General features: G+C 70.5%; 22 protein-coding genes and 1 pseudogene. 11 read left to right on the top strand and 12 right to left on the bottom strand.

Going from position 1 to position 26,827, the window contains the following annotated elements; genetic code table 11:
• Nucleotides 1-18: 18 nt before the first annotated feature.
• Nucleotides 19-846, bottom strand: a complete 828-nt coding sequence (locus tag ACWC1K_RS17615) for a hypothetical protein (RefSeq protein ID WP_450832450.1) — start codon at nucleotides 844-846, stop codon at nucleotides 19-21.
• A gap of 297 nt (nucleotides 847-1,143) precedes the next feature.
• Here ACWC1K_RS17615 and ACWC1K_RS17610 point away from each other — a divergent pair, with 297 nt between their 5' ends.
• Nucleotides 1,144-2,856 carry a chitinase gene (locus tag ACWC1K_RS17610; RefSeq protein WP_450832288.1) on the top strand — a complete coding sequence of 571 codons (1,713 nt, stop codon included), beginning with the start codon at nucleotides 1,144-1,146 and terminating at the stop codon, nucleotides 2,854-2,856.
• A 105-nt stretch (nucleotides 2,857-2,961) separates the two neighbouring features.
• On the opposite strand, the gene ACWC1K_RS17605 is transcribed toward ACWC1K_RS17610, so the two are convergent.
• Nucleotides 2,962-3,243, bottom strand: coding sequence for a hypothetical protein (locus ACWC1K_RS17605; protein WP_450832286.1), 282 nt, complete (start codon nucleotides 3,241-3,243; stop codon nucleotides 2,962-2,964).
• A 201-nt stretch (nucleotides 3,244-3,444) separates the two neighbouring features.
• Here ACWC1K_RS17605 and ACWC1K_RS17600 point away from each other — a divergent pair, with 201 nt between their 5' ends.
• Nucleotides 3,445-3,951 carry a SigE family RNA polymerase sigma factor gene (locus ACWC1K_RS17600; protein WP_450832285.1) on the top strand — a complete coding sequence of 169 codons (507 nt, stop codon included), beginning with the start codon at nucleotides 3,445-3,447 and terminating at the stop codon, nucleotides 3,949-3,951.
• A gap of 57 nt (nucleotides 3,952-4,008) precedes the next feature.
• On the top strand, nucleotides 4,009-5,274 hold the full coding sequence (locus ACWC1K_RS17595; protein WP_450832283.1) for a hypothetical protein: 1,266 nt from the start codon (nucleotides 4,009-4,011) through the stop codon (nucleotides 5,272-5,274).
• Between the two features lie 33 nt (nucleotides 5,275-5,307).
• Here ACWC1K_RS17595 and ACWC1K_RS17590 read toward each other — a convergent pair whose 3' ends face one another.
• The 3 genes from ACWC1K_RS17590 to ACWC1K_RS17580 all read right to left on the bottom strand — a co-directional run bounded on the left by ACWC1K_RS17590 (nucleotide 5,308) and on the right by ACWC1K_RS17580 (nucleotide 9,212).
• Nucleotides 5,308-5,790, bottom strand: a complete 483-nt coding sequence (locus ACWC1K_RS17590) for an ATP-binding protein (protein ID WP_450750966.1) — start codon at nucleotides 5,788-5,790, stop codon at nucleotides 5,308-5,310.
• A 78-nt stretch (nucleotides 5,791-5,868) separates the two neighbouring features.
• Complete coding sequence (locus ACWC1K_RS17585) at nucleotides 5,869-6,774, bottom strand: anti-sigma factor RsbA family regulatory protein (RefSeq protein ID WP_450832281.1); 906 nt, start codon at nucleotides 6,772-6,774, stop codon at nucleotides 5,869-5,871.
• A 53-nt stretch (nucleotides 6,775-6,827) separates the two neighbouring features.
• Nucleotides 6,828-9,212 (bottom strand): ATP-binding protein, encoded by a 2,385-nt coding sequence (locus ACWC1K_RS17580; RefSeq protein ID WP_450832279.1) that lies wholly within the window; start codon nucleotides 9,210-9,212, stop codon nucleotides 6,828-6,830.
• Nucleotides 9,213-9,544: 332 nt separating this feature from the next.
• Here ACWC1K_RS17580 and ACWC1K_RS17575 point away from each other — a divergent pair, with 332 nt between their 5' ends.
• A complete protein-coding gene (locus ACWC1K_RS17575) occupies nucleotides 9,545-10,888 on the top strand; it encodes a M14 family metallopeptidase (RefSeq protein ID WP_450832278.1) in 1,344 nt (447 codons plus the stop codon).
• A gap of 3 nt (nucleotides 10,889-10,891) precedes the next feature.
• On the opposite strand, the gene ACWC1K_RS17570 is transcribed toward ACWC1K_RS17575, so the two are convergent.
• The 5 genes from ACWC1K_RS17570 to ACWC1K_RS17550 all read right to left on the bottom strand — a co-directional run bounded on the left by ACWC1K_RS17570 (nucleotide 10,892) and on the right by ACWC1K_RS17550 (nucleotide 15,963).
• Nucleotides 10,892-11,479 (bottom strand): hypothetical protein, encoded by a 588-nt coding sequence (locus tag ACWC1K_RS17570; RefSeq protein ID WP_450832276.1) that lies wholly within the window; start codon nucleotides 11,477-11,479, stop codon nucleotides 10,892-10,894.
• 453 nt (nucleotides 11,480-11,932) lie between these two features.
• Nucleotides 11,933-13,414, bottom strand: coding sequence for a GntP family permease (locus tag ACWC1K_RS17565; RefSeq protein ID WP_450832274.1), 1,482 nt, complete (start codon nucleotides 13,412-13,414; stop codon nucleotides 11,933-11,935).
• Between the two features lie 118 nt (nucleotides 13,415-13,532).
• Nucleotides 13,533-13,943 (bottom strand): RidA family protein, encoded by a 411-nt coding sequence (locus ACWC1K_RS17560; RefSeq protein WP_450832272.1) that lies wholly within the window; start codon nucleotides 13,941-13,943, stop codon nucleotides 13,533-13,535.
• Nucleotides 13,940-14,701: an IclR family transcriptional regulator gene (locus ACWC1K_RS17555; protein WP_450832271.1), complete on the bottom strand. Its 762-nt coding sequence runs from the start codon at nucleotides 14,699-14,701 to the stop codon at nucleotides 13,940-13,942. The genes ACWC1K_RS17560 and ACWC1K_RS17555 overlap by 4 nt, the downstream gene beginning before the upstream one ends.
• On the bottom strand, nucleotides 14,698-15,963 hold the full coding sequence (locus ACWC1K_RS17550) for a sugar kinase (RefSeq protein ID WP_450832269.1): 1,266 nt from the start codon (nucleotides 15,961-15,963) through the stop codon (nucleotides 14,698-14,700). The genes ACWC1K_RS17555 and ACWC1K_RS17550 overlap by 4 nt, the downstream gene beginning before the upstream one ends.
• 137 nt (nucleotides 15,964-16,100) lie before the next feature.
• Here ACWC1K_RS17550 and ACWC1K_RS17545 point away from each other — a divergent pair, with 137 nt between their 5' ends.
• Both ACWC1K_RS17545 and ACWC1K_RS17540 read left to right on the top strand, forming a co-directional pair.
• A complete protein-coding gene (locus ACWC1K_RS17545; protein WP_450832268.1) occupies nucleotides 16,101-17,366 on the top strand; it encodes an amino acid deaminase in 1,266 nt (421 codons plus the stop codon).
• A 10-nt stretch (nucleotides 17,367-17,376) separates the two neighbouring features.
• On the top strand, nucleotides 17,377-19,008 hold the full coding sequence (locus tag ACWC1K_RS17540) for an N-acyl-D-amino-acid deacylase family protein (protein WP_450832267.1): 1,632 nt from the start codon (nucleotides 17,377-17,379) through the stop codon (nucleotides 19,006-19,008).
• Between the two features lie 9 nt (nucleotides 19,009-19,017).
• On the opposite strand, the gene ACWC1K_RS17535 is transcribed toward ACWC1K_RS17540, so the two are convergent.
• Entirely contained in the window at nucleotides 19,018-19,887 is an 870-nt protein-coding gene (locus ACWC1K_RS17535; protein WP_450832266.1) for a S1 family peptidase, read from the bottom strand.
• 970 nt (nucleotides 19,888-20,857) lie between these two features.
• Between ACWC1K_RS17535 and ACWC1K_RS17530 the strand changes: the two genes are divergently transcribed.
• Both ACWC1K_RS17530 and ACWC1K_RS17525 read left to right on the top strand, forming a co-directional pair.
• Nucleotides 20,858-22,069: a pyridoxal phosphate-dependent aminotransferase gene (locus tag ACWC1K_RS17530; RefSeq protein WP_450832264.1), complete on the top strand. Its 1,212-nt coding sequence runs from the start codon at nucleotides 20,858-20,860 to the stop codon at nucleotides 22,067-22,069.
• 47 nt (nucleotides 22,070-22,116) lie between these two features.
• A complete protein-coding gene (locus tag ACWC1K_RS17525) occupies nucleotides 22,117-22,545 on the top strand; it encodes an SCO4983 family protein (RefSeq protein WP_450832262.1) in 429 nt (142 codons plus the stop codon).
• A gap of 435 nt (nucleotides 22,546-22,980) precedes the next feature.
• Here ACWC1K_RS17525 and ACWC1K_RS17520 read toward each other — a convergent pair whose 3' ends face one another.
• A complete protein-coding gene (locus ACWC1K_RS17520) occupies nucleotides 22,981-24,804 on the bottom strand; it encodes a phosphoenolpyruvate carboxykinase (GTP) (protein ID WP_450832260.1) in 1,824 nt (607 codons plus the stop codon).
• A gap of 341 nt (nucleotides 24,805-25,145) precedes the next feature.
• Here ACWC1K_RS17520 and trhA point away from each other — a divergent pair, with 341 nt between their 5' ends.
• The 3 genes and pseudogenes from trhA to ACWC1K_RS17505 all read left to right on the top strand — a co-directional run bounded on the left by trhA (nucleotide 25,146) and on the right by ACWC1K_RS17505 (nucleotide 26,811).
• A complete protein-coding gene (trhA, locus tag ACWC1K_RS17515) occupies nucleotides 25,146-25,892 on the top strand; it encodes a PAQR family membrane homeostasis protein TrhA (protein WP_450832258.1) in 747 nt (248 codons plus the stop codon).
• A 41-nt stretch (nucleotides 25,893-25,933) separates the two neighbouring features.
• Nucleotides 25,934-26,158 (top strand): annotated as a pseudogene (locus ACWC1K_RS17510) (hypothetical protein); the annotation flags it as partial.
• 20 nt (nucleotides 26,159-26,178) lie between these two features.
• The gene (locus ACWC1K_RS17505) at nucleotides 26,179-26,811 is read left to right on the top strand and encodes a TetR/AcrR family transcriptional regulator (RefSeq protein ID WP_450832256.1); all 633 of its coding nucleotides are present in this window, start codon (nucleotides 26,179-26,181) and stop codon (nucleotides 26,809-26,811) included.
• The last annotated feature ends 16 nt before the right edge of the window (nucleotides 26,812-26,827 follow it).

Raw genomic sequence — 26,827 nt, 5'->3', positions numbered from 1 at the left:
GTGGGTCCGGTCGGCGGTTCAGGAGCCTCTCCCCGCGGGGAGCTGGTTCTGGTTCTCCAGGACGGGCGGCGGGCCGGCGGAGCAGAAGACACAGCGGTCACCGATGACGTCGATGCCGCACCAGTGGCAGGAGCCCTGCCGTACCGAGGTCACCAGCTGGTACAGCACGGACAGGTCGGGCAGGAAGGCGGCGAACTCGATCAGCTTGCCCGTCCCCCACCAGAGGGCGGACTCGGCGGGCAGCACCGCCTCCCGCAGCCCCTGGGCGTTCCACTGCGGTACGAGGCTCGCGGTGACCCAGTCCGACTGGAGCTGCCCCTTGGCGACCAGCATCGAGGTGCCGAACTCCGGGCCCGGCAGGGCGGCGCCCGGGGCGAGCTTCACCAACTGCGGCTCGGGGTGGGCGAGTACGGCGAAGTGCTGGCCGGGAACCCAGGACTTGGCGTGCTGCTTGAGTCCGACGTGGACGCGGTCGAGGCGGGCGACCGAGCCGAGCAGTGCTCCCGCGTGGATGTAGTGGGTGAGGAGCCGGCCGGCGGAGGCGAGCACTCCGGGGCTGAGGTCGCAGGAGGCCAGTTGCCTCAACTGGCGGGCCAGGACGGCCAGTCCCAGCGGGGGCAGAGCGGGGCGGAACAGGGCGATACGGTCGGTTTCCAGCAGGGAGCGGATCGTGTGCAGCCGCCGGCCCGTCTCCGCGGAGACCGCCTGTGAACAGACCACGATCAGATGCCCGTGCTGGTCGATCAGGCTCTGCACACCCGCCAGCGCCTGCTCCAGCGGCTGCTTGTCCAGGCCCTGCAGGACGATGGCGGGCAGGGTCCGCTCGTCCTGCGGTGGCAGCGCCATGTCGGCACTGGTCACGGCGATGGCAGTTGGCACGCGCAGCTCCCCGTGGTACGCCCGTCGGCGAACCGGCGCGTAACTCCGGGACACCGAGGTGACTTCACTCCGTGACTACCTCAGCACTGTATCCACGCCTCTGTGGCCGGAGAACAGCGTTTGTGTAGCTGATGGGCAACTGGCGTTTCACAAGTTGCGTCAAAACGGGGCAGGTTCGAGCATCTCGCCGATCCCCGAGCGAGCCCGCGGCCCATTTGGTCTGGACCTCTTGACAGGCGAATTGGTCTGGACCAACTTATTGTCATGTCCCCACAGAGACGATCCACGGCACGGCTTGCGACAGCACGGCTCTGGTCAGGAGCCGTCACCGCCGCCCTCGCCCTCACCTTCGCGGGCACGGGCCAGGCGTCCGCAGCGGACGTCAACAACGCCAGGAACGCCGGCTTCGAGTCCGGCCTGAGCAACTGGACCTGTTCCGCGAGCAGCGGCACGACGGTCTCCTCCCCCGTGCACGCCGGCGCGGCCGCGCTCAAGGCCACCCCGGCCGGGCAGGACGACGCCCAGTGCAGCCAGACGGTGGCGGTGAAGCCGAACTCGACGTACTCGCTGAGCGCCTGGGTGCAGGGCGGCTACGCCTTCCTGGGCGTGACCGGCACGGGCACCACGGACGTGTCGACCTGGACCCCGGACTCGTCCTCCTGGAAGCAGCTGACGACGAGCTTCACCACGGGCTCGGCCACGACCTCCGTGACGGTGTACACGCACGGCTGGTACGGCCAGGCGGCGTACTACGCGGACGACGTGTCGGTCTACGGCCCGGACGGCGGCGGAGGCGGCGATCCCGCGCCGACGGTCCCGTCCGCGCCGGGCGGCCTCTCGGTGTCCGGCACGACCTCCTCCTCGGTGTCCCTGTCCTGGACCGCGGTGTCAGGGGCGACCGGTTACAACGTCTACCGGAACGGCACGAAGGTGACGGCGGTGACGGGCGCGTCGGCGACGGTGACCGGCCTCACGGCCTCCACGTCGTACTCCTTCCAGGTCACGGCGACCAACTCGGCGGGCGAGTCGGCGAAGTCGACGGCGGTGACGGGCACGACCACCGCGTCCTCCGGGGGCGGCGGTGGCACCGCCCTTCCCAAGCACGCGGTCACCGGGTACTGGCAGAACTTCAACAACGGCGCCACGGTCCAGAAGATCTCCGACGTCTCGTCCCAGTACGACATCATCGCCGTGGCCTTCGCGGACGCCACGACGACGCCCGGCGCCGTGACCTTCAACCTGGACTCGGCGGGGCTCGGCGGCTACACGGTGGACCAGTTCAAGGCGGACATCGCAGCGAAGCACGCGGCCGGCAAGAAGGTGATCATCTCGGTCGGCGGCCAGAACGGCACGGTGTCGGTGAGCGACTCGACGTCGGCGACGAACTTCGCGAACTCCGTGTACTCCCTGATGCAGACGTACGGCTTCGACGGCGTCGACATCGACCTGGAGAACGGCCTGAACGCGACGTACATGTCCCAGGCCCTGCGCTCCCTGTCCTCGAAGGCGGGCTCGTCCCTGATCATCACGATGGCCCCGCAGACGATCGACATGCAGTCGACGTCGAACGCGTACTTCCAGACGGCGCTGAACGTGAAGGACATCCTCACGGTCGTCAACATGCAGTACTACAACAGCGGTTCGATGCTGGGCTGCGACGGCAAGGTCTACTCCCAGGGCTCGGTCGACTTCCTCACCGCCCTCGCCTGCATCCAGCTGCAGGGCGGCCTGTCCCCGTCCCAGGTGGGCCTGGGCCTGCCGGCCTCGACGAGCGCGGCGGGCAGCGGCTACGTGTCCCCCACGGTCGTGAACAACGCCCTCGACTGCCTGACGGCCGGCACGAACTGCGGCTCCTTCAAGCCGTCGAAGACGTATCCCGACCTGCGGGGCGCGATGACCTGGTCGACCAACTGGGACGCGGCTGCGGGGGGTTCGTGGTCGAGTGCGGTGGGGGCGCATGTGCATGCCCTGCCGTAGCGCCCTGACCTGAGGTACGCCGGTGTGGCGCCGCCGGACAGGCGGCGCCACACCCGCGTACGGGGGGCGGTCACCGCGAGCCCAAGGGACGACAGGTTCCGCTCGTCAAGCTCCGAATTCAGATGCCAGGCGATCACGCCAGTCAGCGCGCTCAAGCCCGGATCCCATCAGAATGTCCCGCCAGTCTTCACGGGCCACTTGGACTGCGGTGAGGAGCCTGTCCACTTGCCCCCGGCCGTGTATGAGTGTCGCAGCTGCGATCCTTTCCCCGCCCCCCTCTTCTTTCGAGCTCTCCACGAGCTCGAGGATGAGTTCTTCAACGGTCTGCCGATCGCCCTCTGCGTACTCTTCAGCGATGCGTCGTTCGATACGGCGAGTCAGTGCCACCGATGCTCCTTGTTCTCCTGATTGATGCCACGCACGGCGCCCCCACCGACACCCGCGAAGCCCTCCGCGCCATGATCCTCGACATCAAGGCGGGCAAGGCGGACCACCTGCTCTGAAACATTTCCCCGGCCCCACCGCGTCAATGAAGTGAGAACAGTCGAACGCCGGCGCCGGTACGGTGCCGTGGGCAGGGGGACGTGGATGAGACGGGCGCGTGCGGACGAGTACGCGGAGTTCGCTGCGGTGCGTGCCGGGCATCTGTACCGGTCCGCCTGTCTGCTGACCGCCGGTGACACGCATCTGGCCGAGGATCTCGTGCAGGAGACCCTCGGGCGGCTGTACGTCAGCTGGAGGCGTGTGTCCCGCGTGGAGAATCCCGCGGGATACGCGCAGACCGTCCTCATGCGTACGTTCCTGACCCATCAGCGCAGGCGCAGCAGCACCGAGCGCGCCACCGACGTGCTGCCCGACATGCCCGCCGACGGCCGCGACATGCCGCTCAGGCTGACCCTGCTGGAGGCCCTGGCCCGGCTGCCCGCCAAGGACCGGGCCGTGGTCGTCCTGCGGTACTGGGAGGACCGCTCCATCGAGGAGACCGCCCAGGCCATGAACGCCAGCTCGGCGGCCGTGCGCACCCGGTCCGTCCGGGCCCTGGGACGGCTGCGGGAGCTGCTCGGCGAGGACCTCGGCGAGTACGCCCGCCCCTGAGCGGCGCCTCGTCCACCTCACCTCTTCATCATCCATTTCGCGAAACGGTGGTCCGTCATGCCCTTCGAACAGCACGGCAATCCCCTCGGGCCCTTCGAGGAACGGCTCTCGGCGGATCTGCGGCAGGCCGGCGACACCTTCGAGGCCGACCGGTCCGCGCTCGTCACCGCCGGTGCGCTGCGGGGGCGGCGCCGTCTGCTGCTGCGGCGGCGGGCCGCCGTCGTGGGCGGGGTCGCCTCGCTCGCCCTCGTCGGCGTGGGCGGGGCGGTGCTGCTGCCCGGCAGCGGCGCGCCGGCGCACCAGGACGGGGCATCGGTCGGCACCGGCAGCCACACCGCCACCGCCGCACCCAGCCCCTCCCCCGTCTCCGCCGACCAGATGATCCGCACCCTTGAAGGGCTGCTCCCCAAAGGGAAGTTCAGCAAGGCGGAAGCGCGCGGGTCGCACGAGCAGCCGGGACCGTATGTGCAGCTCGTGTACGACGACGGAAAGGGCCCGGCGGCCATCAGCGTCGGCCTGGGGCGGGTCGCGCCGGGGAGCGACGAGGCGCGCGGGACCACCGAGTGCCCGGGGAAGGTGTTCGTCCATTACGACGCCTGCAGCACGACCCGGCTGCCGGACGCCTCGGTGGTGATGGTGCTGCAGGGCTACGAGTATCCGGACCGGCGGGTGGACACCAAGCGGTGGAGCGCCGAGCTCGTCACGCCGGAGGGCCAGCATGTGAGCGTGAGCGAGTGGAACGCGGCGGCCGAGAAGGACGCGCCGATCAGCCGGGGCGAACCGCCCCTGTCGGCCGCTCAGTTGAGGAAACTGGCGGCTGCCAGTGCCTGGCGGGACGCCGTCGACGCGATGCCCCCGGACACGAACCAGCCGGCTCCGCAGCCGAGCGCGACCGAGACGGCCGGCTCCGGCGCGATCGCCCCCACGCTCAAGTCCCTCTTGCCGAAGGGGGTGTTCAAGGTGTCGGACGACAGCGGTGACGACTCCGGATACGGCTACCTCGTCCTCGACGACGGCAAGGGCAAGAACTTCGTCCAGGTGAACGTCCAGCCCGATATGTCGGACGCCGAGGGCGACCTCTTCGGCTCCGACGCGGAGGTCCTCGCCGACGGGACGAAGGTCGCCGGCCACCAGGTGCCGAGCGAGAAGGGCGGCGCCGGAGCCGTGATGTGGACCGTCGACACCCTCCGGACCGACGGGCGGCGGGTGGTGATCAGCGAACTCAACTCCGGCGCGCCGAACGACGACGCGACCCGCAAGACCCCCGCGCTGACCATGAAGCAGCTCCGCGAGATCGCACTCAGCCCGAAGTGGTGGCTCTGAGGGCGACGAGGGGGCGGTGTGCGGGGCCTGCCGCTACGGGTCCCGTCGGCCGCAGCCGTCCGCCCCGCAGGTGCCCAGCTCGAACCACACCGTCTTGCCCTGTCCGTCCTGGTGGCAGCCCCAGCGTCTGGCCAGCGCGTTCACCAGGAACATCCCGCGGCCGCTCTCCGAGGCGCCCGCCTGAAGCACCTGCGGGGTGCGGCGGCCGCCGTCGCGCACCTCGCAGCGCAGGACGCCGTGCGCCGCGGACAGGGTGAGCCGGAAGCGGCTCGCGGAGTGCAGCAGGGCGTTGGTGGCCAGTTCGCTGACGAGGAGTTCGGCGACGTCCACCAGGTCTTCCCGGTCGGTCAGCCCCCAGACCTCCAGCTGTCTTCGGACCTCGGTGCGGGCCTCGCGGACGGCGGTCGGGCGGGGATCGTACTCCACGCTCGAATGGCCTGCCCGCAAGGGCGGTTGAGGGTACGCGGCGAACTGAGCGTCCGAGTCCGGGTGGGGGGTCCCGGAGAGATCCAGCATGGTTCCAGCGTGTCCTCCCCGGTGCCGCGGCAAACGGGGAGGACTACCTGTTTCCATACCTGCGTACGGGGCAAGCGGTTACCCGTACTGCAGCCGTACGGTCGTCCCCGTGGCGTCGTCACGGACGTCGACGTAGGCGCAGACCTGCCGGGTGAACCACAGGCCCTGGCCCGGTTCCAGTTCGGGTACGGGCGGGGGGACGAAGCCGGCCAGCGGGTCGTCGAGACGGCGGGACGCGCGCAGTTCGCAGACGCAGGCGGGTGCCTCGCCCCACATCAGGGCGCCGGTCACGGAGCCGAGGGAGATGGCCGCCGCGGTGACGGCCTCCGTGAACAACTCGGCGTCCGCGGGCGCCAGTCCACGGGCGGCGGCCGCCCTGCGTACGGCCTCCGGGTCCGGCTGCCTGAGCAGTTCCGCGGTGGCCGGGGGCAACGGCAGCGGCACGGAGTCCAGTTCGGCGGCGAGGCGGACCGGGTCCTCGTAGACGGCGGTGTCGGGGTGGGCGCGGCGGGCCGCCTCGATGATGGCCGCGCCGGCGGTGCGGGTGTCGTAGGCGCACAGGGCCGTCGCCGCCAGGGGTGCGAAGAGGAGGTTGGCGAGCGCCTCGTAGCGGATCCACTCGGTGGTCTCCCGGACGGAGCGTCCTGCGCGGCCGTTCCAGACGGGTTCCATGAGGAGGTGGATACGGCCGCCGGGTCCGGCGTGCGCGGCGAGGTAACCGGCGCCCTGGGCCACGGCGTTGGCGGCCGAGCCCGTGTACCACTCGGTGTGCGGGACGAAGGTGACGCCTTTCGTGTCACCGCCGAGGGCCTCGCGCAGCAGGTCCAGCCTGTCGGGGGCCGCGATGGCCACCGGCGGGGGTTCGCCGGGGGCCCCGAGGCCTTCGAGGAGGAACGGCAGCGCGGCGGCCACGAACTCGTCGTCCGCGCCGTACACGGCCATGCGGTGGTCGAACGGGGTGGGGGCGGGTGGTGTGCTGGTCATGGTTCTCCGCTCTGCGGGGGGTGTGGGGGCCGGGAGGGGAGCCTGGACGGGGCTCAGTTCTGGGCGGTGACCCAGGCGGCGATCTGGCTGCGGTTGCTGAAGCCCAGCTTGCTGAGGATGCGTTCCACATGGCCTTCGGCGGTACGGCGGGCGATGACGAGCCGGTCGGCGATCTGCTGGTTGGCGAGGCCCTGGGCGACGAGCTCGGCGACCTCGGTCTCACGGCGGGTGAGCGTGCTGCCCTGCGGGGGCCGGGATCTGCGTCGGCTTCTCGTCTCCCTTGCCGCTGTGGCGGGTCGGGGCGCTTCGTCCTTCGTCGCATACGCGACGAGCTCCGCGAGTCCGAGGGCGCCTCCTTTCTCGTACGACCGCTCGAAGGCCGCCCGTCCCAGGGCCTTTGACACCCGCTCGCCGCTGTCCCGGCGGATGGCGCCCAGGTAGGTCGATCCCCAGCGGTCCCGGTCGATGTCGGCCCAGGTGCGGTCGGCGCCGCCGAGCAGGGCGGCCGCGTGTTCGTGGGCGCCCGCCCGGGTCGCGATGTGGGCCAGCAGGTCGAGGGTGAGGGCGATGCCGGTGACGTCGTGCACGGCCAGCTTGAGGCGCAGGGCCTCGCGGGCGTGCCGTCCGGCCTCGTCCCAGTCCTCCCTCACGGTGTGGGCGAGGGCCAGCATCCGCAGCACGTACGAGCGCACCCACTCCTCGCCGTGCTCCTCGCACAGCCGGCGGGCCCGTTCGCAGACCTCGACGGCGCGGTCGGCCTGGCCCAGGAAGCCCAGGGCGCAGGCGAGTTCGACCTGGTCGAGGCCGTGCAGACTGAGATGCTGGCCGGGGACGGGGCCGCGGGCGACGGAGGCCTCGAAGTGGTCGAGGGCGGCGGGCAGTTCGTTGCTGAACAGGCGGATGACGCCGATGACGTATTCGGCGTGGGCGGCCTCGGCCTTGTCGCCGAGGTGCTCGGCCAGCGCGTGGGCGTCCCGTGCGCGGCGCAGGCCTTCACTCATGTCCTGGGTGGCGGCGGCGAGGAGGCCGGCCACCCACAGCCCGCGGGCCCGCAGGGCGGTCGGTTCGGGGTTGGCGTCGAGGGCCCGCTCCAGCCAGTAGCGGCCCTCGCGGGGTGCGCCACAGGCGTGCCAGTAGAACCACAGGGTGCCTGCCAGGCGCAGGGCGGAGAGGCGTTCGCCGGGGGCCGTGAGGCTGAAGTCGAGGGCGGCGCGCAGGCCGTCCTGGTCGGCCCGCAGCCGGGCGACGATCTGCCGCTGCCCGGGCCCGAACCAGGCGTGTTCGCAGTCGGCGGCCCGCCGCTGCATCCAGTCGCGCTGGCGGCGCCGGGTGGCGTCCTCCTCGCCCTCCAGCCGCCGCAGCCCGTCGAGGCCGTAGTGCCGCAGGGTGTCCAGCAGCCGGTAGCGCACCCCGTCCGGTCCCGTCTCCCGCCCCAGCACGGACTTGTCGACGAGCCCCGCGACCGCCTCCAGCACGTCCTGTGACCGCACCTTCCCCCGGCCTCCGGTCGGCGGGACCCCCCTGTCGCCTCGCTCGTCGTCCGCGCACACCGCCTCCGCCGTCTCCAGGTCGAAGCCGCCGGGCAGGACGGAGGCCCGCGCCCACACCAACTGCTCCTCGGCGGTGCACAGTTCGTGGCTCCAGTCGACGGCGGCGCGCAGGGTCTGGTGGCGGGGCAGGGCCGCGCTGCTGCCGGCCGTGAGGAGGCGGTAGCGGTCGTCGAGGCGCTCCAGGAGCTGTTCGACGCCGAGGACGCGCATGCGTACGGCGGCCAGCTCGATGGCGAGCGGAAGCCCGTCCAGGCGGCGGCACAGGCGGGCCACGGCGGCACGGTTGCCGGCGGTCAGCCGGAAGCCGGGGACCACGGCGGCGGCCCGGTCGGCGAAGAGGGCGAGGGCCGGGTAGCCGTCGGCAGCGGAGAGATCCCCCTCCGGGTCGGGGACGGATAACGGCCGCACCTCCAGGAGGTGTTCCTCGGTGAGCGCGAGGCGGTGCCGGCTGGTGGCGAGGACACGGACGCCGGTGGTGCCGTGCAGCAGGGCGGCGGCGAGTTCGGCGCAGGCGGGCAGCAGGTGTTCGCAGTTGTCCAGGACGAGCAGCAGGCGCCGGTCCCGTACCTGCTCGACCAGGGCGTCCAGCGGGGGCTGCGCGGAGTGGTCGTGCAGGCCGAGCGCGTCGGCGGCAGTGAGGGGGACGAGCGCCGGATCGTGCAGTCCGGCCAGGTGCACGAAGCGCACGCCGTCCGGGAAGGCCCGTTCCACGCGGGCCGCGATGCGCGCGGCGAGCCGGGTCTTGCCGACGCCGCCCGGTCCGGTCAGCGTCACCAGGCGCGCCCTGGCGAGCAGTTCGCGCCCCTCGGTCAGCTCGCCGCGCCGGTCGACGAAGCTGGTCGTCTCGACCGGCAGGTGACGGTCCCGTCGCGGCGCCGATCCGCCCATGATCAGCCTCCCTGACTGCATTTCCCGGGGGCCGACCCCCGGACCCCCAGCAGAAAAGCAGGCTGGCCAGCGTGACCGGCACGGGCATCGCAAGGCGAACCTGAGTGAAGCGGAACATCACTCTTCTCCGCAATCGGCATATATGCACGTTCCGGTCACACACGCGGGTGCACTTCGCCGGACGGCGCCTCTGCGGTGACGGCTGCGCGTACACTCCGGCCGGTTTTCGCTCCCTTGACCTGTCCATGCCATTCCGTGACGATGGGGCGGCACCCGCACAGGTACCTCACAGGCACGTCGCACTGAACCACCCCACCTCCCTAGGAGAATTCATGCGACTTCGGATACGAGGCTCGGGCGCCCGCGGCGGCAGACGCACCGCCGCCTTCGCCGCCCTGCTCGCCCTCACCCTCGCGGCACCCGTCTCGGCGACGGCCAGCAGCGCCCACAAGGCGGCAGCTTCGGCCGACGACATCCGTCAGTACGAGATCCACGTCGACCACAACACCCCCGTCACCCGCACCGCCATCGCCGCGGCCGGCGTGACCGTGGACGAGGCCGACGAGGAGACGGTGGTCGTCTCCGGACGGGCGGCACAGATCAGCACGCTCCGCCGGCAGGGCTACGACGTCTCACCGCTGGGCTCGGCGCCGGACCGCTCCTCGGGCTCGGGCGACGTACGGCTCTACGACTTCCCCTCGGCCGACGCGAAGTACCACAACTACGCCGAGATGAACACGGAGATCGACCAGCGGCTCGCGGCCTACCCGAACATCATGAGCAAGCGGGTGATCGGCAAGTCGTACCAGGGCCGGGACATCGTCGCCATCAAGGTCAGCGACAACGTGGCGACGGACGAGAACGAGCCGGAGGTGCTGTTCACCTTCCACCAGCACGCGCGTGAGCACCTGACGGTGGAGATGGCGCTGTATCTGCTGCGCGAGCTGGGGGCCGGTTACGGCAGCGACTCCCGTGTCACGAACCTGGTGAACAGCCGCGAGATCTGGATCGTGCCGGATCTCAACCCGGACGGCGGCGAGTACGACATCGCGACCGGCTCCTACCGGTCGTGGCGCAAGAACCGGCAGCCCAACTCCGGCTCCTCGTACGTCGGCACGGACCTGAACCGGAACTGGAACTACAAGTGGGGCTGCTGCGGCGGCTCCTCGGGTTCCACCTCGTCCGAGACCTACCGCGGTGCTTCGGCCGAGTCCGCGCCCGAGGTGAAGGTGGTCTCCGACTTCGTACGCAGCCGAGTGGTCGGCGGCAAGCAGCAGATCACCGCCGGGATCGACTTCCACACGTACAGCGAGCTGGTGCTGTGGCCGTTCGGGTACACCTACTCGGACACCGCGACCGGGATGACGGCGGACGACGCCGCCGCCTTCAAGGCCGTGGGGCAGAAGATGGCGGCGAGCAACGGGTACACCGCCGAGCAGTCCAGCGACCTGTACATCACGGACGGGTCGATCGACGACTATCTCTGGGGCAGTCAGAAGATCTTCGACTACACCTTCGAGATGTACCCGACGGACAGTTCCGGGGGCGGGTTCTACCCGCCCGACGAGGTCATCGAGCGGGAGACGTCACGGAACCGGGACGCGGTGCTGCAGTTGCTGGAGAACGCGGACTGCATGTACCGGTCCATCGGCAAGGCGGCCCAGTACTGCAGCTAGCGGCTAGTCGGCGTCCTCGGCGCCGTCGCCGTCCTTGGCTTCCTCGGCGCCTTCTTCGAAGTACGCGTCGAGGACCGCGTCCAGCTGCTCGTCCCACTCGCTGAAGCGCGCCCTGGCCGTCGCCTCGATCTCGATCGGGTACCAGCGGCGGTCAGGGGTGTGGACGGTGATGGTGAACCGCTTGCCGAAGCGGGGCGATTCGGTCTCCACGGCGCCGATCTCGTCCCAGCGGAACTCGCACTCCTGGTCGTCCAGGCTGAGCCGGACGCCCCTGTGATCGGCGACGATCTTCGCGCGCCGGTCGGAGGCCTCGAAGACGGGCCCTTCGGGGGCCGTCTCCTCGTCACCGTCCGCGGAGTCCCGGTCCTCGGCGGCCGGCTCCTGCTCCTCGGCCTCGGACTCCGCCCCCTCGGACGCGACCTCCTCGCTCCCGAGCTCCGGCTCGGCGGGCGCGGCGTCTTCCGCCTCGGCCTCCTCCGGCTTCTCGGAGACGGGTGAGGTGAGCCCGGGGATGAAGGCCGGGTCGAATCCGGCACCGGTCACGGGCTCGCCCTTCAGGGGCTGGCTGCTCGATCCTATGCGCTGCTCCACAGCGGGCAGTATGGTCGAAGATCCTGTGGCGGACACAGTCGGCCCCAACTTCGTTATGAGACGCCTACACGAACAGGCTCAGCACCGCCGCCACCGCGCTGCATCCATCAGCGCCCTCCGGGCGCGGGCACCACGATTGACGCTCGAGGCGAAGACCGAGCCCGCTGAAACGGCGGTCTGCACACGACCCGAAGGCAGCAGCGGCCGCCGCGGCCGGACCAGAACGCCCCAGCCACGGCAGTCACCGCCATCGGACGCCTACACGAACAGGCTCAGCACCGCCGCCACGGCGCTGCATCCATCAGCGCCCTCCGGGCGCGGGCACCACCGATTGACGCTCGAGGCGAAGACCGAGCCCGCTGAAACGGCGGTCTGCACACGACCCGAAGGCAGCAGCGGCCGCCGCGGCCGGACCAGAACGCCCCAGCCACGGCAGTCACCGCCATCGGACGCCTACACGAACAGGCTCAGCACCGCCGCCACGGCGAACCCGACCACCGACAGCACCGTCTCCAGCACGGTCCACGTCTTCAGGGTGTCCCGTTCCGTGATGCCGAAGTACTTGGCCACCATCCAGAAGCCGCCGTCGTTCACATGGGAGGCGAAGATCGAGCCTGCTGAGATGGCCATGATGACGAGGGCGACGAAGGCCTGGGAGTGGTGGCCCTCGGTGAGGAGGGGGGCGACGATGCCGGCCGTCGTGACGATCGCCACCGTCGCCGAGCCCTGGGCCACGCGCAGGACCACGGAGATCAGATAGGCCAGGACGAGCACCGGCAGGCCCACGTCGTGGAAGGTGTCCGAGAGGGCCTGCGCGACGCCGCTCGCCTTGAGGATCGCGCCGAAGACACCGCCCGCGCCGACCACCAGCAGAATGTTGCCGACCGGCTTGAGCGAGGCCGTGGACACCGTCTCCAGCGACCTGCGGGACCAGCCGCGGCGGATGCCCAGCAGGTAGTACGCCAGCAGCAGCGCGATCGTCAGGGCCACGAAGGGGTGGCCGAAGAACTCGATCACGGAGCGGCCGGTGGACGGGTCCAGCGCGATGGAGGAGAAGGTGGCCGCGAGGATGAGGACCAGCGGGGTGCCGATGATGCCCAGCACCGCGCCCAGCGGCACCGGGTGCTCGCGCGGCTCGACGCCCTGCTCGCGCTGCTCGTTGATGACTGCCAGCTTGGCCTCGGCCGCCGCCTCCACCATGTCCTGCGGTACGGCGACGAAGATGCGGCGGCCGATCCACGCGGAGAACGCCCAGGCGGCGAGTACCGCAGGGATGCCGCAGACGATGCCCATCAGGATGACCCAGCCGAGCTGTACGTGGAGCAGGCCGGCCGCGGCCACCGGGCCCGGGTGCGGGGGCAGGAAGGCATGGGTCATCGAAAGGCCCGCCAGGAGGGGCAGGCAGTACAGCAGGATCGACTTGCCGGAGCGCTTGGCGGCCGCGTAGACGAGGGGTGCGAGGACGAAGATGCCCACGTCGAAGAAGACCGGGATGCCGAAGATGAGGCCTGTCAGGCCCATCGCGAGCGGCGCCCGCTTCTCTCCGAAGAGTCCCAGCAGGCGTGACGCCAACACCTCCGCGCCACCGCTGACTTCGAGGATCGCGCCGAGCATCGTGCCCAGGCCGATGATGATCGCGACATGGCCGAGGATGCCGCCCATGCCGGTCTCGATGGTGGACACCGCGTCCGAACGCTGGACCGTGCCGAAGAGTTCGGTGACCGAGAGGCCGGCGAGCAGGCCGACGGCTATGGAGACGGCGAGCAGGGCGACGAACGGCTGGAGTCTGACCTTGATGATCAGGAAGAGGAGCAGGGCGATACCGATGGCGGCGACGGTGAGGAGGCCGGCCGTTCCGTCGACCAGCAGGAGCAGGCCTCCGGTGTGGGGTGGGGGCACGGGGGCCGGGGCTGTTGCGGCGAGCGGGAGGGACATTTGGGGGTCCTCTACGTAAATGCATGGGCCTTCGGGCAGGGGGGATCGCGGCACGGCGCCCAGGGGATGACGGGCGCCGCACCGTGAGTGCGTACGGCGTGCGGGAGTTGAGGGCGCGTCAGCCGAGTACGGCCAGCGCGTCGATCTCGATGAGGAGCCCCGCGGGCAGACCGACGTAGACCGTCGTGCGCGCGGCGGGCGGCTGGGTGAGGCCCTGTTCCTCGAAGTAGGTGTTGTAGAGGGCGTTCATCTCGGCGAAGTGGTCGACGTCCGTGAGGTAGACGCGGATCATCATCACGTCGTCCCAGCTCGCACCGCCCTCCTCCAGGATCGCCTTGACGTTGGCGAGGGTCTGGAGGGTCTGTTCGCGCAGGGTGGGGCCGGCGGGCGCGGGGGGCTTGCCCTCCTCGGCGGGCAGGAAGCCGACCTGGCCGGCGACCTGCAGGATGTTGCCCTTCTTGACGCCGTGGGAGAACTTCGCGGGCGGAGTGGTGTGGGTCTTCGGGGTGAGGGCGATCTTCTCGGTCACTGGCTGTCCTTCACTGGCGTTCTTCCGGAGTACTCCCCGCTGATCGCGTCGGCCGTGCGGCGCACCAGGGGGAGCAGGGTGAGGAGTTCGTCGGCGGTGACGACGACGTTCGGCGCGGAGACCGACATCGCGGCGACGACCCGGCCGTCGGCACCGCGGATCGGTGCGGCGACGCAGTTGATGGACTCCTCGTGGCCGCCGAGGTCGGTGGCCCACCCCTGTTCGCGCACCTTGTCCAACTCCCGCAGGAAAGCGGGGGCGTTGGGGGTGGAACGGGAGGTGTACATGGGGTAGTCCAGCTTGTCGGCGAGCGCCCGGCGCTCCCCTTCGGGCAGGTCGGAGAGGAGCAGCTTCGCCACCGCGGCGACGGTGATCGCGACCGGCTTGCCGATCCGTGAGTACATCCGGACCGGGTAGCGGCTGTCCACCTTGTCGATGTAGAGGACCTCGGACTCCTCGTACACGGCGAGATGGACGGTGTGCCCGCACTGCTCGTTGAGGCGTACGAGGTGGGGGTGGGCGATCTCGCGGATGTCGAGGTTCTCCATGGCCTCCTGGGCCAGGGCGATGAGGCGGGCGCCGAGGCGGTAGCGCTGGTCGGACTGGCGGTAGACGAGGCCGTGCTCGTGCAGCGTGCGCAGCAGGCGCAGGGCCGTGGACTTGTGCACGTCCAGGCGGTCGGCGACCTGGCCGAGGTCGGCGGGGCCCTCGGCGAGCAGCGGCAGGATGCTGAGCGCGCGGTCGACGGTCTGGCTCATGGCGTACGTACCTCCTCGTCGGCCCGATCGACGGCTCGTTCCATGGCGTGATCATCGGCTTGCGTCCAGCCGGGGCCGAGTCGAAGTTTCCCCCACGCGAGGTCGTCGAGGGCGGCGAGGCGGTCGGCGTGGTGGCGGGTGGGGGGTGGGGCGAGGTCGCCTTGGGCGGTGAGGGCGGCTGCGGCGGTCAGGTGGCCGTGGCGTAGGCGGTCCCTCAGGGGGAGGTTGCGGAGGGTGGCGGAGAGAAAACCTGCGGCGAAGGCGTCTCCGGCGCCGGTGGTGGCTACGACGTCCACGGCGAGGGCGGGAACGAAGGTGCCCGGGGTCGGGGCTGGGCGGGGGGAGGTGTCGCTCGCCCGCGCTGACGGGGTGCCGCCTGTCTGTGGGTCGGGAGCCGCCCCAGCGGCACGACTGCCCGCAGGCTGCGCCTGTTTCAGGGGCGCGGGGCTGTGTCGATCAGCGGCTCCGCCGCGGGGCGCGACCAGCCCACCACCACCCGCAGCCGACACGAAAGCGGTAGCCCCCACGCTCCCTTGCTTCACCACCAACACCCGCGGCTCCGGCAGTACGGTGCGAACCGCGTTCGGGCCGCCCGTCACCCCCCACGCCTCCTCCGCCTCGTCCACCCCCACGAACACGATGTCGGCGCCGCGCGCCAGTTCCAGCAGTACCCCCGCTCCGTCGGTGTCCGGCCACAGGCCCGGCCTGTAGTTGACGTCGAAGGAGATCAGCGGGCGGCCGGCCCGGGGTGCCGTCAGCTCGCGCAGCAGCTCCAGGCATCCCTCCGACAGCGCCGCCGTGATCCCCGACAGGTGCAGCACCCGGCCCGCGCGCACCGCCTCCAGGTCCGTGTCGGCGACCGTCATCGCGGAGGCCGCGGAGCCGGTCCGGTAGTACGCCACCTCGTGGGCGGCGGTCGACCGGTCGCCGGCCGTGCGGAAGTAGATGCCGGTCGGGCGTGCCGGGTCCCGTCGTACGGCGGTGACGTCGACGCCGTACGCCCCGATCGCCTCGACGAGGTGGTCGCCGAACCCGTCGGCGCCGACTCTGCTGACCCAGCGCACGGAGTGCCCGGCGGCCGCGAGGGTGCAGGCCACGTTGGACTCCGCGCCGCCGATGGCGCGGTCGAAGGAGGGGACGTCGGCGAGGCGGCCGGGACGGGAGGGCAGGAAGGTGACCATGGACTCGCCGAGCGCGACGACATCGACGACCTCGACGGCATCGGCCCCGCCGGGGGCGTTGCAAGGTCCGGTCGCGGTCACGATCGTCGTAACTCCTCGGTGGTTGGCGGGCGGGCGGACGGTCGTTGACCCCGCGTTGGCCGAGATGTTAGACACCGGTGAGCGATATATGCAATGAGCGTTGCAATTACTGCAACATACCTGATCAGGAGGCCTCTATGGGTACGGAAGATCTCGCCCGGCTCGCCGGGGAACGCGTCGACCACCGGTTCAAGGGCCTCCCGCCGGACGCCGACGGACTGACCGTCCGCGAGCTGGCGGCCCAGCGCCGCAACCTCTTCACCGGCGGCTTCGCGACCCCCGTGCTCGCCCTGTCGGCCGAGCGCCTGGAGCACAACCTCGCGCTGATGGACACGTATGCGACCCGCCACGGCCTCGCCTTCGCCCCGCACGGCAAGACCACCATGGCCCCCCAGCTCTTCCGGCAGCAGATCGAGCGCGGCGCCTGGGGCATCACCCTGGCCGTCCCGCACCAGGTGCGGGTGGCGCGGGCGTTCGGGATCCAGCGGGTCTTCCTCGCCAACGAGCTGGTCGACCCGGCCGCCCTGCGCTGGATCTCGGCCGAGCTCGACGCCGACCCCGAGTTCCGTCTCGTCTGCTACGTCGACTCCGTGCGCGGGGTGGAGCTGATGGACGCGGCGCTCCGGGGCGCCGACCGCCCCGTGGACGTCGTGGTCGAGCTGGGGGCCGGCGCGGGCGCCCGTACCGGGGTGCGTACGGAGGCGGAGTGCGCGGCGATCGCCGATGCCGTGTCCGGGACGGGGACGCTGCGGCTCGTCGGTGTCGCGGGCTACGAGGGCGAGGTCCCACGGGCCGACCCGGAGCGGGTGCACGCCTGGCTGCGCCGGCTGGTGGCGCTGGCCGTGGACTTCGACAAGGCGGGGCGGTTCGCGGGGCTTGACGAGATCGTCGTGAGCGCGGGCGGCAGCGCCTGGTTCGACGCGGTGGCGGACGTGTTCGCCGAGATCCCCGAACTCTCCGCCCCGGTGCTGAAGTTGCTGCGCTCGGGCGCCTATGTCTCGCACGACGACGGCCACTACCGCAAGCTCACCCCCTTCAACCGGGTTCCGGAGGAGGGTGCCCTGGAGCCCGCCTTCCGGCTCTGGGCCCAGGTCGTCTCCCGGCCCACCGCCGAGCAGGCCTTCGTCAACGCGGGCAAGCGCGACGCGGCGTACGACCTCGACCTCCCCTTCGCCCAGGTCGTCCGGCGGGACGGCGTCGAGCGTCCGGCGACCGGCGTCTCAGTGACCGCACTGTCGGACCAGCACGCCTGGCTGCGGACGACGGAGGAGGCGGATCTGGAGGTCGGGGACTGGCTGGGCATGGGTCTGTCCCACCCGTGCACCTCCTTCGACAAGTGGCAGCTGATCCCGGTGGCGCAGGCGGACGGCACGGTGGTCGACTACATCCGCACCTTCTTCTAGGAGGCGGGCCGTGGAAGAGCTGGTCATCCGGGACGCGGAGGTCGTGGACGGCAGCGGTGAGCCGTCGTACCGGGCGGACGTGGTGGTCGACGGCGGCAGGATCGTCTCGATCGTCAAGGAGGCGGCCGCCGCGGGCTGCCTGCGCCCGAAGGCGCGCCGGGAGCTGGACGCTCAGGGGCTGGTCCTCTCCCCCGGCTTCGTCGACATGCACGCCCACAGCGATCTGGCCCTGCTCCGGGACCCGGACCACAGCGCCAAGGCCGCACAGGGGGTCACGCTGGAGGTGCTGGGTCAGGACGGGCTGTCGTACGCCCCCGTCGACGACCGCACGCTGGCCGAGGTGCGCCGCGCGATCACCGGCTGGAACGGGTACGGCGACGACATCGACTTCGACTGGCGTTCGGTGGGCGAGTACCTGGACCGGCTGGATCAGGGGATCGCGGTGAACGCGGCCTATCTGATCCCGCAGGGGACGGTCCGCATGCTCGCCGTCGGCTGGGAGGACCGCGAGGCGACCCCGCAGGAGCTCGACCGGATGCGGCAGTTGGTCGCGGAGGGCATGGAGCAGGGCGCGGTCGGCATGTCCTCCGGGCTGACCTACACGCCCGGCATGTACGCCAAGGACGCCGAACTGACCGAGCTGTGCCGGGTGGTGGCCGAGTACGACGGCTACTACTGCCCCCATCACCGCTCGTACGGGGCGGGTGCCCTGGAGGCGTACCAGGAGATGGTGGCCCTGACCCGTCAGGCGGGCTGCTCGCTCCACCTGGCACACGCCACCATGAACTTCGGTGTGAACGAGGGCCGGGCACCGGAGCTGCTGTCCCTGCTGGACGAGGCGCTGGCGGCCGGGGCCGACATCAGCCTCGACACATACCCCTACACACCCGGCTGCACCACTCTCGTGGCGCTGCTGCCGAGTTGGGCGAGCGAGGGCGGCCCCGAGGCGATCCTGAAGCGGCTGGCGGACGACGAGACGGCCGAACGGATCCGGCACCACATGGAGGTCGTGGGCGCGGACGGCTGCCACGGCGTGCCCGTCGAGTGGGACACGATCGAGATCTCGGGCGTGGCGGACACGGGGCTGGCCGAATTCGTCGGCCGTACGATCCTGCGGTCGGCCGAGGCGCGGGGCGAGTCCCCCTGGGCCACCGCCCGTCATCTGCTGCTTGCGGACCGGCTGGGCTCGACGATCCTCCAGCACGTGGGCCACGAGGAGAACGTCCGGGCGATCATGCGGCACCGCGTCCACACCGGCGGCTCGGACGGCATCCTCCAGGGCACGAAACCGCACCCGCGCGCCTACGGCACCTTCCCGCGGTATCTCGGCCGGTACGTACGGGAGTTGGGGGTGCTGTCGCTGGAGGAGTGCGTCGCCCGTCTGACCTCACGGCCCGCCGCCCGGCTGCGACTGCCGGACCGGGGCCTGGTCCGCGAGGGCTACCGGGCCGACCTGGTGCTGTTCGACCCGCAGACGGTGGCCGCCGGGTCGACGTACGAGAATCCGCGCACGCTTCCGAAGGGCATTCCGTACGTCCTCGTCGACGGCCGGTTCGTCATGGAGGACGGCCGGCGGACGGACGTACTGGCAGGTCGGGCGGTCCGTCGCAGTCCCGTGCGACGGAACGCCACCCGGCGGTGAGCCACGGGACTACGGCTTGGGCAGGGTGCAGCCGCTGGCGCTCAGGTTCAGCTTGTTGCCGGTGGTGAAGCAGGCCGGGATCTGGTAGGTCTCCTCGGCGTAGTTGGTGCCCTCACGGACCGTGACGTTGCCGCTCGTGTCGACCTCACAGGGGTTGTTCTCGGTGCAGCGCTCGCCGTCCTCGTTGCCGGTGTTGTTGACGGCGACGACCTGGCCGGTGGCGTTGTCCACGACGGGCGAGCCCGAGGTGCCGCCGATGGTCTGGCAGGCGGAGGTGTAACGGACCGAGTCCTTCCAGGTCCATTCGCCCTCCTTGAGGCGGTAGACGAAGCCGTCGATGTTGCAGGCGTACGTCCTCTTCCAGTAGCCGGAGACGACCGTGATCGCGGTGCCCGCGGTCGGGTGCGTGTCCTGCACGGTGAGCGGGCTGATGCCGTACGTGCTCTTGATCTTCGCGTAGGTGGTGGTGAGCTGGTAGATCGTGACGTCCGTGTCCGTCATCGTCGAGTACGCCACCTTGCTCGCGCGCAGCGTTCCGACCTTGGTGGCCGAGGCGTTGAGCAGGCTGAAGCTACGGCTGGAGGCCTGGTCGACGATGACCTCGCCCGCCGCCGGGAACCCGGTCTCCAGGCAGTGGCCGTTGGTCATGACGAGCGCCGGGTCGGTGTCCGCGGAGCTGGGAAAGCGGATGACGGAACCGGAGCAGTTGCTGAGCGCCACGGTGCCGGCGAAGTTGACGGCCTTGATGGTGGGCGTGGCCGTCTTCGTCGTCGTGTTGGTGGCCGCGCCGCCCGTGAGCAGGGGCGCCGCGACCGCGGGTGCCATGCCCGCCCCGGTTATCACCAGGGCCGAGAGCACGGCGAGGAGAGGCTTCTTCATGTGGGGGTCCCCTCTTGCGACTTGGGCGACCGGAGATTTTCCGGCCGCCCATAGATTTGACATGTGCATTGTGAGGGGACAGGGGTGGTTGGGCAAGAACCCATCCGGCCCTACGGCTGCTTGGGACCCTTCGTGCCGCCCTGCCCATGTCCGGGCTTGCCGCCGGCGCGGCCCGGGCCCGATGCGCTCACGGTGGCAGTGGGCGTCGCCGTGGCACCCACGGTGGAAGCCCCGGCCGAGGGGTCCCGGGTCGCGCCCTCGGACGCGGTACGGCTCGGGGAGACACTCGGGCTCGGGGAGGCCGCCGGGGGCGATTCGGCCCCGCCGCCGACAGGGGGACCCGCGTCCTCGGAAGCCGTAGGCGACGCGGAGTCACCGACCGTCGGCGCGGCACTCTCCTCCTTGCCCTGGGCGCCACCGGAGGGCCCGGAGGAAGACCCGGCGAGGGAGAGCCCCACCATCACGGCGACAGCGACACCACCGGCGACCAACACCCCCTTCAGGGGCGCGGGGCTGTATCGATTGGCGGCTCCGCCGCGGGGCGCGACAAGCCCCCACAGACCGTCAGACGCCCGACGACCATTCGCCCGCCTCCCCGCGGAGCGCCTGGGCTTCCGCCGGGAGGGCCTGTTCGCCGACGGGGACACGGGCGCCTTCGCCGGCGGGGGCACGGGTGCCTCGTCCACCACCGGAGGCATCTCCCGGGTCTCGTCATACGCGTTGAGCCACCCGTGCGCAACGGCCGGATCGGCATACTCCTCGTAGGGGACCGACTCCGGCTGCGGGTGATACACGTTCGGCGGACCCTGGGGTGCCGCGTCTTCGTACTCGGGTGGCCTGGACATGACCGCGCATTGTAGAGACGGGCGGGGCCCGTGGGACAGCTACCGGCGATAACGACCCAAACCCCATGTCTCACGTGGCGGATAACACGGGCCAAGAAGCGTTACCGGGCCGTAAGCTCCCAGACATGCAGGTGATCCAGTCGACCAAGCTCGCCAACGTCTGTTACGAGATCCGGGGCCCGGTGCTCGAGGAGGCGATGCGGCTGGAAGCGGCCGGTCACCGCATTCTCAAGCTGAACACCGGCAACCCCGCGGCGTTCGGCTTCGAATGCCCTCCCGAGATCCTGGAGGACATCCTCCGCAACGTGTCGTCGGCGCACGGCTACGGCGACGCGAAGGGTCTGCTCGCCGCCCGCCGGGCGGTCGTCATGCACAACCAGACCCTCGGCATCGAGACCGACGTCGAGCACGTCTTCGTCGGCAACGGCGTCTCCGAGCTGATCGTGATGGCCATGCAGGGCCTGCTCGACGACGGCGACGAGGTCCTCGTACCGTCGCCCGACTACCCCCTGTGGACCGCCGCCGTCTCGCTCTCCGGCGGCACGGCCGTGCACTACCGCTGCGACGAGCAGTCCGACTGGATGCCCGACCTCGCCGACGTCGAACGCAAGGTCACCGACCGCACCAAGGCGATCGTCATCATCAACCCCAACAACCCGACGGGGGCCGTCTACGACGAGGCGATGGTCAAGGGCCTGACCGACATCGCCCGCCGCCACAACCTGCTGGTCTGCTCGGACGAGATCTACGACAAGATCCTCTACGACGGCGCCACGCACACCCCGACCGCCGCCGTCGCCCCCGACCTGCTGACCCTCACCTTCAACGGCATGTCGAAGGCGTACCGGGTGGCGGGCTACCGGGTGGGCTGGATGGCGATCTCCGGACCGCGCGCGCACGCGGACTCGTACATCGAGGGTCTGACGATCCTGGCGAACATGCGCCTGTGCGCGAACATGCCGGGGCAGCACGGCGTGGTCGCCGCGCTGAGCGGGCGGCAGACCATCAACGACCTGGTGCTGCCGGGCGGCCGGCTGAAGGAGCAGCGGGACGTCGCGTACGAGCTGCTCACCCAGATCCCGGGCGTGACCTGCGTGAAGCCGAAGGGCGCGCTGTATCTCTTCCCGCGCCTCGACCCCAAGGTGTTCAAGATCAAGGACGACCGGCGGATGGTCCTGGACCTGCTGCGCCGCGAGAAGATCATGGTCGTGCAGGGGACCGGTTTCAACTGGTCCGAGCCCGACCACTTCCGGGTCGTGACCCTGCCGTCGGTCGGGGATCTGCGGGACGCGGTCACCCGGATCGGGAACTTCCTCGACGGCTACAGCCAACTTTAGACGGAATCTAAGCTAGGATGGTTTCCTGACAGCACGGGAGGCCATCCATGTACGAACCGATCCGCACACCTCCTTCCCGCAAGGGATCTGTCCACAGCGCGATGGCCGGCACCACCTCCGACTTTCCGCACCGCTCCCGTGAGGAGGAGCTGGACATCCAGCTCGCGGGCCATCTCGGGGCGCTGCTCGCTGTCACGGACGAGTTGCGGGCGGCTGCCCCGTCCGAGGAGCTGGACACGGCGGCCGAGCGGCTCGCCGGGCAGGTGGCCCGGTTGCGGGGCGGTGTTGCGCCGGTCCGCATGGCCGCGGCACCGGCCGACGACCTCAAGGCGCTGCACCAGCGGGCCCACGCCCTCGCAGGACGCGCGCTGGTCGTGGCGGCGTCTCGTGCGGATACGGCGGCCGCGATTCTCGCCGCCGAGCAGATGGACGTACATGCGGCGGCGCTGGAGCCGCGCGAACTCGCGTCCCGCTGAGCCCTGGGGGCTCCCTTCGACGGCCCCGGTCCGCGTGCTACCCGCAGCGTCGCGCGGACCGGGTGCCACAGCACTGCGTTGGCTCGGGCGGCGGCGCCTGTTCGCCCTTGGGGTTCCTGACTGACTGCGGCTGCCGGTTCGTTGTGGCTTGTCGCGCAGTTCCCCGCGCCCCTGAAAAGCCACTGCGGTCCAGCGGGCCTTCAGGGGCGCGGGGAACTGCGCGATCAGCCACGACGACCCCGCACCCCGCAGATCACGGACACCCCAACGACGAAGGCCTGTCGTCGCCTTTCCGTCGGGGCGGACGGAAAGGCGACGACAGGCCACGAGCCGCATACGCCGTTGTAAGCGGCCTCGCCGAATCGCACCGCGGCCGGCCGTGACGATCACTGGTCAGGGCATCCGTGCCGACCGCGGAATTTGTGGGGGTGGGGCCTAGCCGAGGCGCTCCACCAGCGCCCGGTACTCGTCCCAGAGTTCCTTCGGGGTGTGGTCGCCGAAGGTGTTGAGGTGGTCGGGGACCAGGGCGGCCTCCTCGCGCCAGACCTCCTTGTCGACCGTGAGCAGGAAGTCCAGGTCGGACTCGGAGAGTTCGAGGCCGCCCGTGTCGAGGGCCTCCTTGGTCGGCAGGATGCCGATCGGGGTCTCGACGCCCTCCGCCTTGCCGTCGAGGCGGTCGACGATCCACTTCAGGACACGGCTGTTCTCACCGAAGCCGGGCCAGACGAACTTGCCCTCGTCGTTCTTGCGGAACCAGTTGACGTAGTAGATCTTGGGCAGCTTGGACGGGTCCTTGTCCTTGGCCACGTCGATCCAGTGACCCATGTAGTCGCCCATGTTGTAGCCGCAGAACGGCAGCATGGCGAACGGGTCGCGGCGCAGCTCGCCGACCTTGCCCTCGGCGGCGGCGGTCTTCTCCGAGGCCACGTTGGCGCCGAGGAAGACGCCGTGGTTCCAGTCGAAGGACTCCGTCACCAGCGGGACCGCCGTGGCGCGGCGGCCGCCGAAGAGGATCGCCGAGATCGGCACGCCCTTCGGGTCCTCCCACTCGGGCGCGATGATCGGGCACTGCGCGGCGGGGGTGGTGAAGCGGGCGTTGGGGTGCGCGGCCGGGGTCTCGGACGCGGGCGTCCAGTCGTTGCCCTTCCAGTCCGTCAGATGGGCCGGAGTCTCCTCCGTCATGCCCTCCCACCACACGTCGTTGTCGTCGGTGAGCGCCACATTGGTGAAGACCGAGTTGCCCCACAGCGTCTTCATCGCGTTGGCGTTGGTGTGCTCACCCGTGCCGGGCGCGACGCCGAAGAAGCCGGCCTCCGGGTTGATGGCGTACAGGCGGCCGTCCTCGCCGAAGCGCATCCAGGCGATGTCGTCGCCGATCGTCTCGACCGTCCAGCCGGAGACCGTGGGCTCCAGCATGGCGAGGTTGGTCTTGCCGCAGGCGCTCGGGAAGGCTGCGGCGACGTACTTGGACTCACCGGTCGGCGGGGTGAGCTTCAGGATCAGCATGTGCTCGGCCAGCCAGCCCTCGTCGCGCGCCATGACGGACGCGATCCGCAGGGCGTAGCACTTCTTGCCGAGCAGCGCGTTGCCGCCGTAGCCGGAGCCGTAGGACCAGATCTCGCGGCTCTCGGGGAAGTGCGAGATGTACTTGGTCGAGTTGCACGGCCAGGGGACGTCCTTCTCGCCGTCCTCCAGGGGCGCTCCGAGGGTGTGCACGGCCTTGACGAAGAAGCCGTCGGAGCCGAGCTCGTCGAGGACCGGCTGGCCCATGCGGGTCATCGTGCGCATGGAGACCGCGACATAGGCGGAGTCGGTGATCTCGACACCGATCGCGGAGAGGTACGAGCCGAGGGGGCCCATGCAGAACGGGACGACGTACATCGTCCGGCCCTTCATCGAGCCGCGGAAGACGCCCTTCTCGCCCTGGAAGATCTCCCGCATCTCGTCGGGGGCCTTCCAGTGGTTGGTCGGGCCCGCGTCCTCCTCCTTCTCGGAGCAGATGAAGGTGCGGTCCTCGACGCGCGCGACGTCGGTCGGGTCGGAGGCCGCGTAGTAGGAGTTCGGGCGCTTGATCGGGTCGAGTTTCCTGAACGTGCCCTTTTCGACGAGCTCCTCGCACAGGCGCTCGTACTCGGCCTCGGATCCGTCACACCAGACCACGTTGTCCGGCTGAGTCAGTTCGGCGATCTCGTTCACCCACGAGACCAGTTCCTGATGCTTGGTGGGGATGACGGTGGGAGCCGCGTTGTCGCGCGCCACGATTGCTCCTAAATGAGGGATTTTTGTTTTGGAGGCCCCGTGGGGGCTGCGGCCCGGATGCTCCGTGGCTGGATCTTCAGCGCTCATCCGGTGCCGACCGCACTCATTTGATCATCCGACGAGAGTGCCCATATGTCCAGAGGGTCTCACAGGTGAGCGGAGTGGGGATCGTCACGCGAGAGAGTGTTTCCAAGCGTGTTTTTGCGTGCACGTTGAGTTCATCTGAAGGTTCTTTTGCCCGACGGCCGCAGGCGCAACTGCCGTGAGATGATGGCCACTCTTGGCCCGTTCTCGGCCCGCACTCATCCGCAACTTACGGTCCCGTAGGTACGATGCAGGGCATGACTGCGCCCGTCCCCGACGCGCCAACGGACACGCCGGCCGCAGGCCGTGGTTCCGACGCGCCCTCCATCCCGCACCAGATCAAGCAGCACGCCCAGCAGCTCGCCGAGCCGATCAAGCCGAAGCTCCGCGGCTGGCTGCACCTGGGCATGTTCCCCGCCGCACTCGTCTCGGGCCTGGTGCTCACGGCCCTCGCGGACTCGACCAGAGGGCGCATCGCCTGCGGAATCTTCGCCCTGACGGCCTGCCTGCTGTTCGGCGTGAGCGCGCTGTACCACCGGGGGAACTGGAGCCCGCGCATGGACGGCGTCCTGCGCAGGCTCGATCACGCCAACATCTTCCTGATCATCGCGGGCACGTACACACCGCTGACGATGCTGCTGCTGCCGGGGGCGAAGGGGCAGTGGCTGCTGTGGGGCATCTGGGGTGCCGCGGCGGCGGGCATCGTCTTCCGGGTCTTCTGGGTCGGCGCCCCGCGCTGGCTGTACACCCCCTGCTACATCGCGATGGGCTGGGCGGCCGTCTTCTTCCTGCCGGACTTCATGCGCGCGGGCGGCATCGCGGTGCTGGTCCTGGTGATCGTGGGCGGTCTCCTCTACAGCGCGGGCGGCGTGATCTACGGCATCAAGCGGCCCAACCCGTCACCGCGCTGGTTCGGCTTCCACGAGGTCTTCCACTCGTTCACGCTCGCCGCGTTCGTCGTCCACTACGTCGGCATCTCGCTGGTGGCGTACCAGCACGGGTAGTACCTCGCAGCACCGCAGGGCCACGGCTTCCAGGCCGTGGCCCTTTCTGCAGGCCCGAAGCAGACAGCGACGCCCTCGGCACCGGCGTACGCCTGCTGCCGATGACGGGCGGCGTCCTGGTCGGCTCCGGCTACGGCCACACCGCGCTGTGGCTCTCGGTCACCGCCCTGCCCCGCGACCCGCTCGACGTCACCGGGCCGCCCGCCAAAGCCGCCGACACCGCCGGGGACTCCGTGGTCGCGGCGCACAGCGTCGCCCCGGCGGCCGATGCCCGACAATGAGCCGCATGACGGCCGCACGTTCCCCCCTCTCCCCCGCCGACCGCCCCCGGCTCGGCCTGCGCGAACGCAAGAAGATCAAGACACGTGAGGCGATCCGCACGGCGACCTACGCGCTGATCGGGGAGCAGGGCTACGACGCCACCACCATCGAGCAGATCGCCGAGCGGGCCGAGGTGTCGCCGTCGACCGTCTTCCGGTACTTCCCGGCCAAGGAGGACATCGTCCTCGCGGACGCGTACGACCCGCTGATGCTGGAGGAGTTGCGGGCGCGGCCCGCCGACGAGTCGTGGATCGAGTCGGTGCGGCACATCGTGCACAAGGCGCTGGACCTCATGGCGCGGGAGGGCCCCGAGGTGATCCGGCTCCGGGCACATCTCGGGGTCCAGGTCCCGGCCGTCCGTTCCCGGATGTACGAGAGCATGGCGGAGAGCGGGCGCCAGATGCGGGGGGCCATCGCCGAGCGCTTCGGCCTGGACCCGGACGGCCTCGAGGTCCGCGTCTACGCGATGTCCCTCATCGGCGGCCTCATGGAGGTCAGCATGTACTGGGCGGAGAACGACTTCGCGGGCGATCTCGGGACACTCATGAACCGCGCCCTGGACGTCCTCGAACACGGTCTCCCCACCGAAAAGCCCTGAGCCCGGCGTCCCCTCC

It is taken from the genome of Streptomyces sp. NPDC001492 (assembly GCF_053597275.1).
This window is presented reverse-complemented; position numbering and strand designations above follow the sequence as displayed.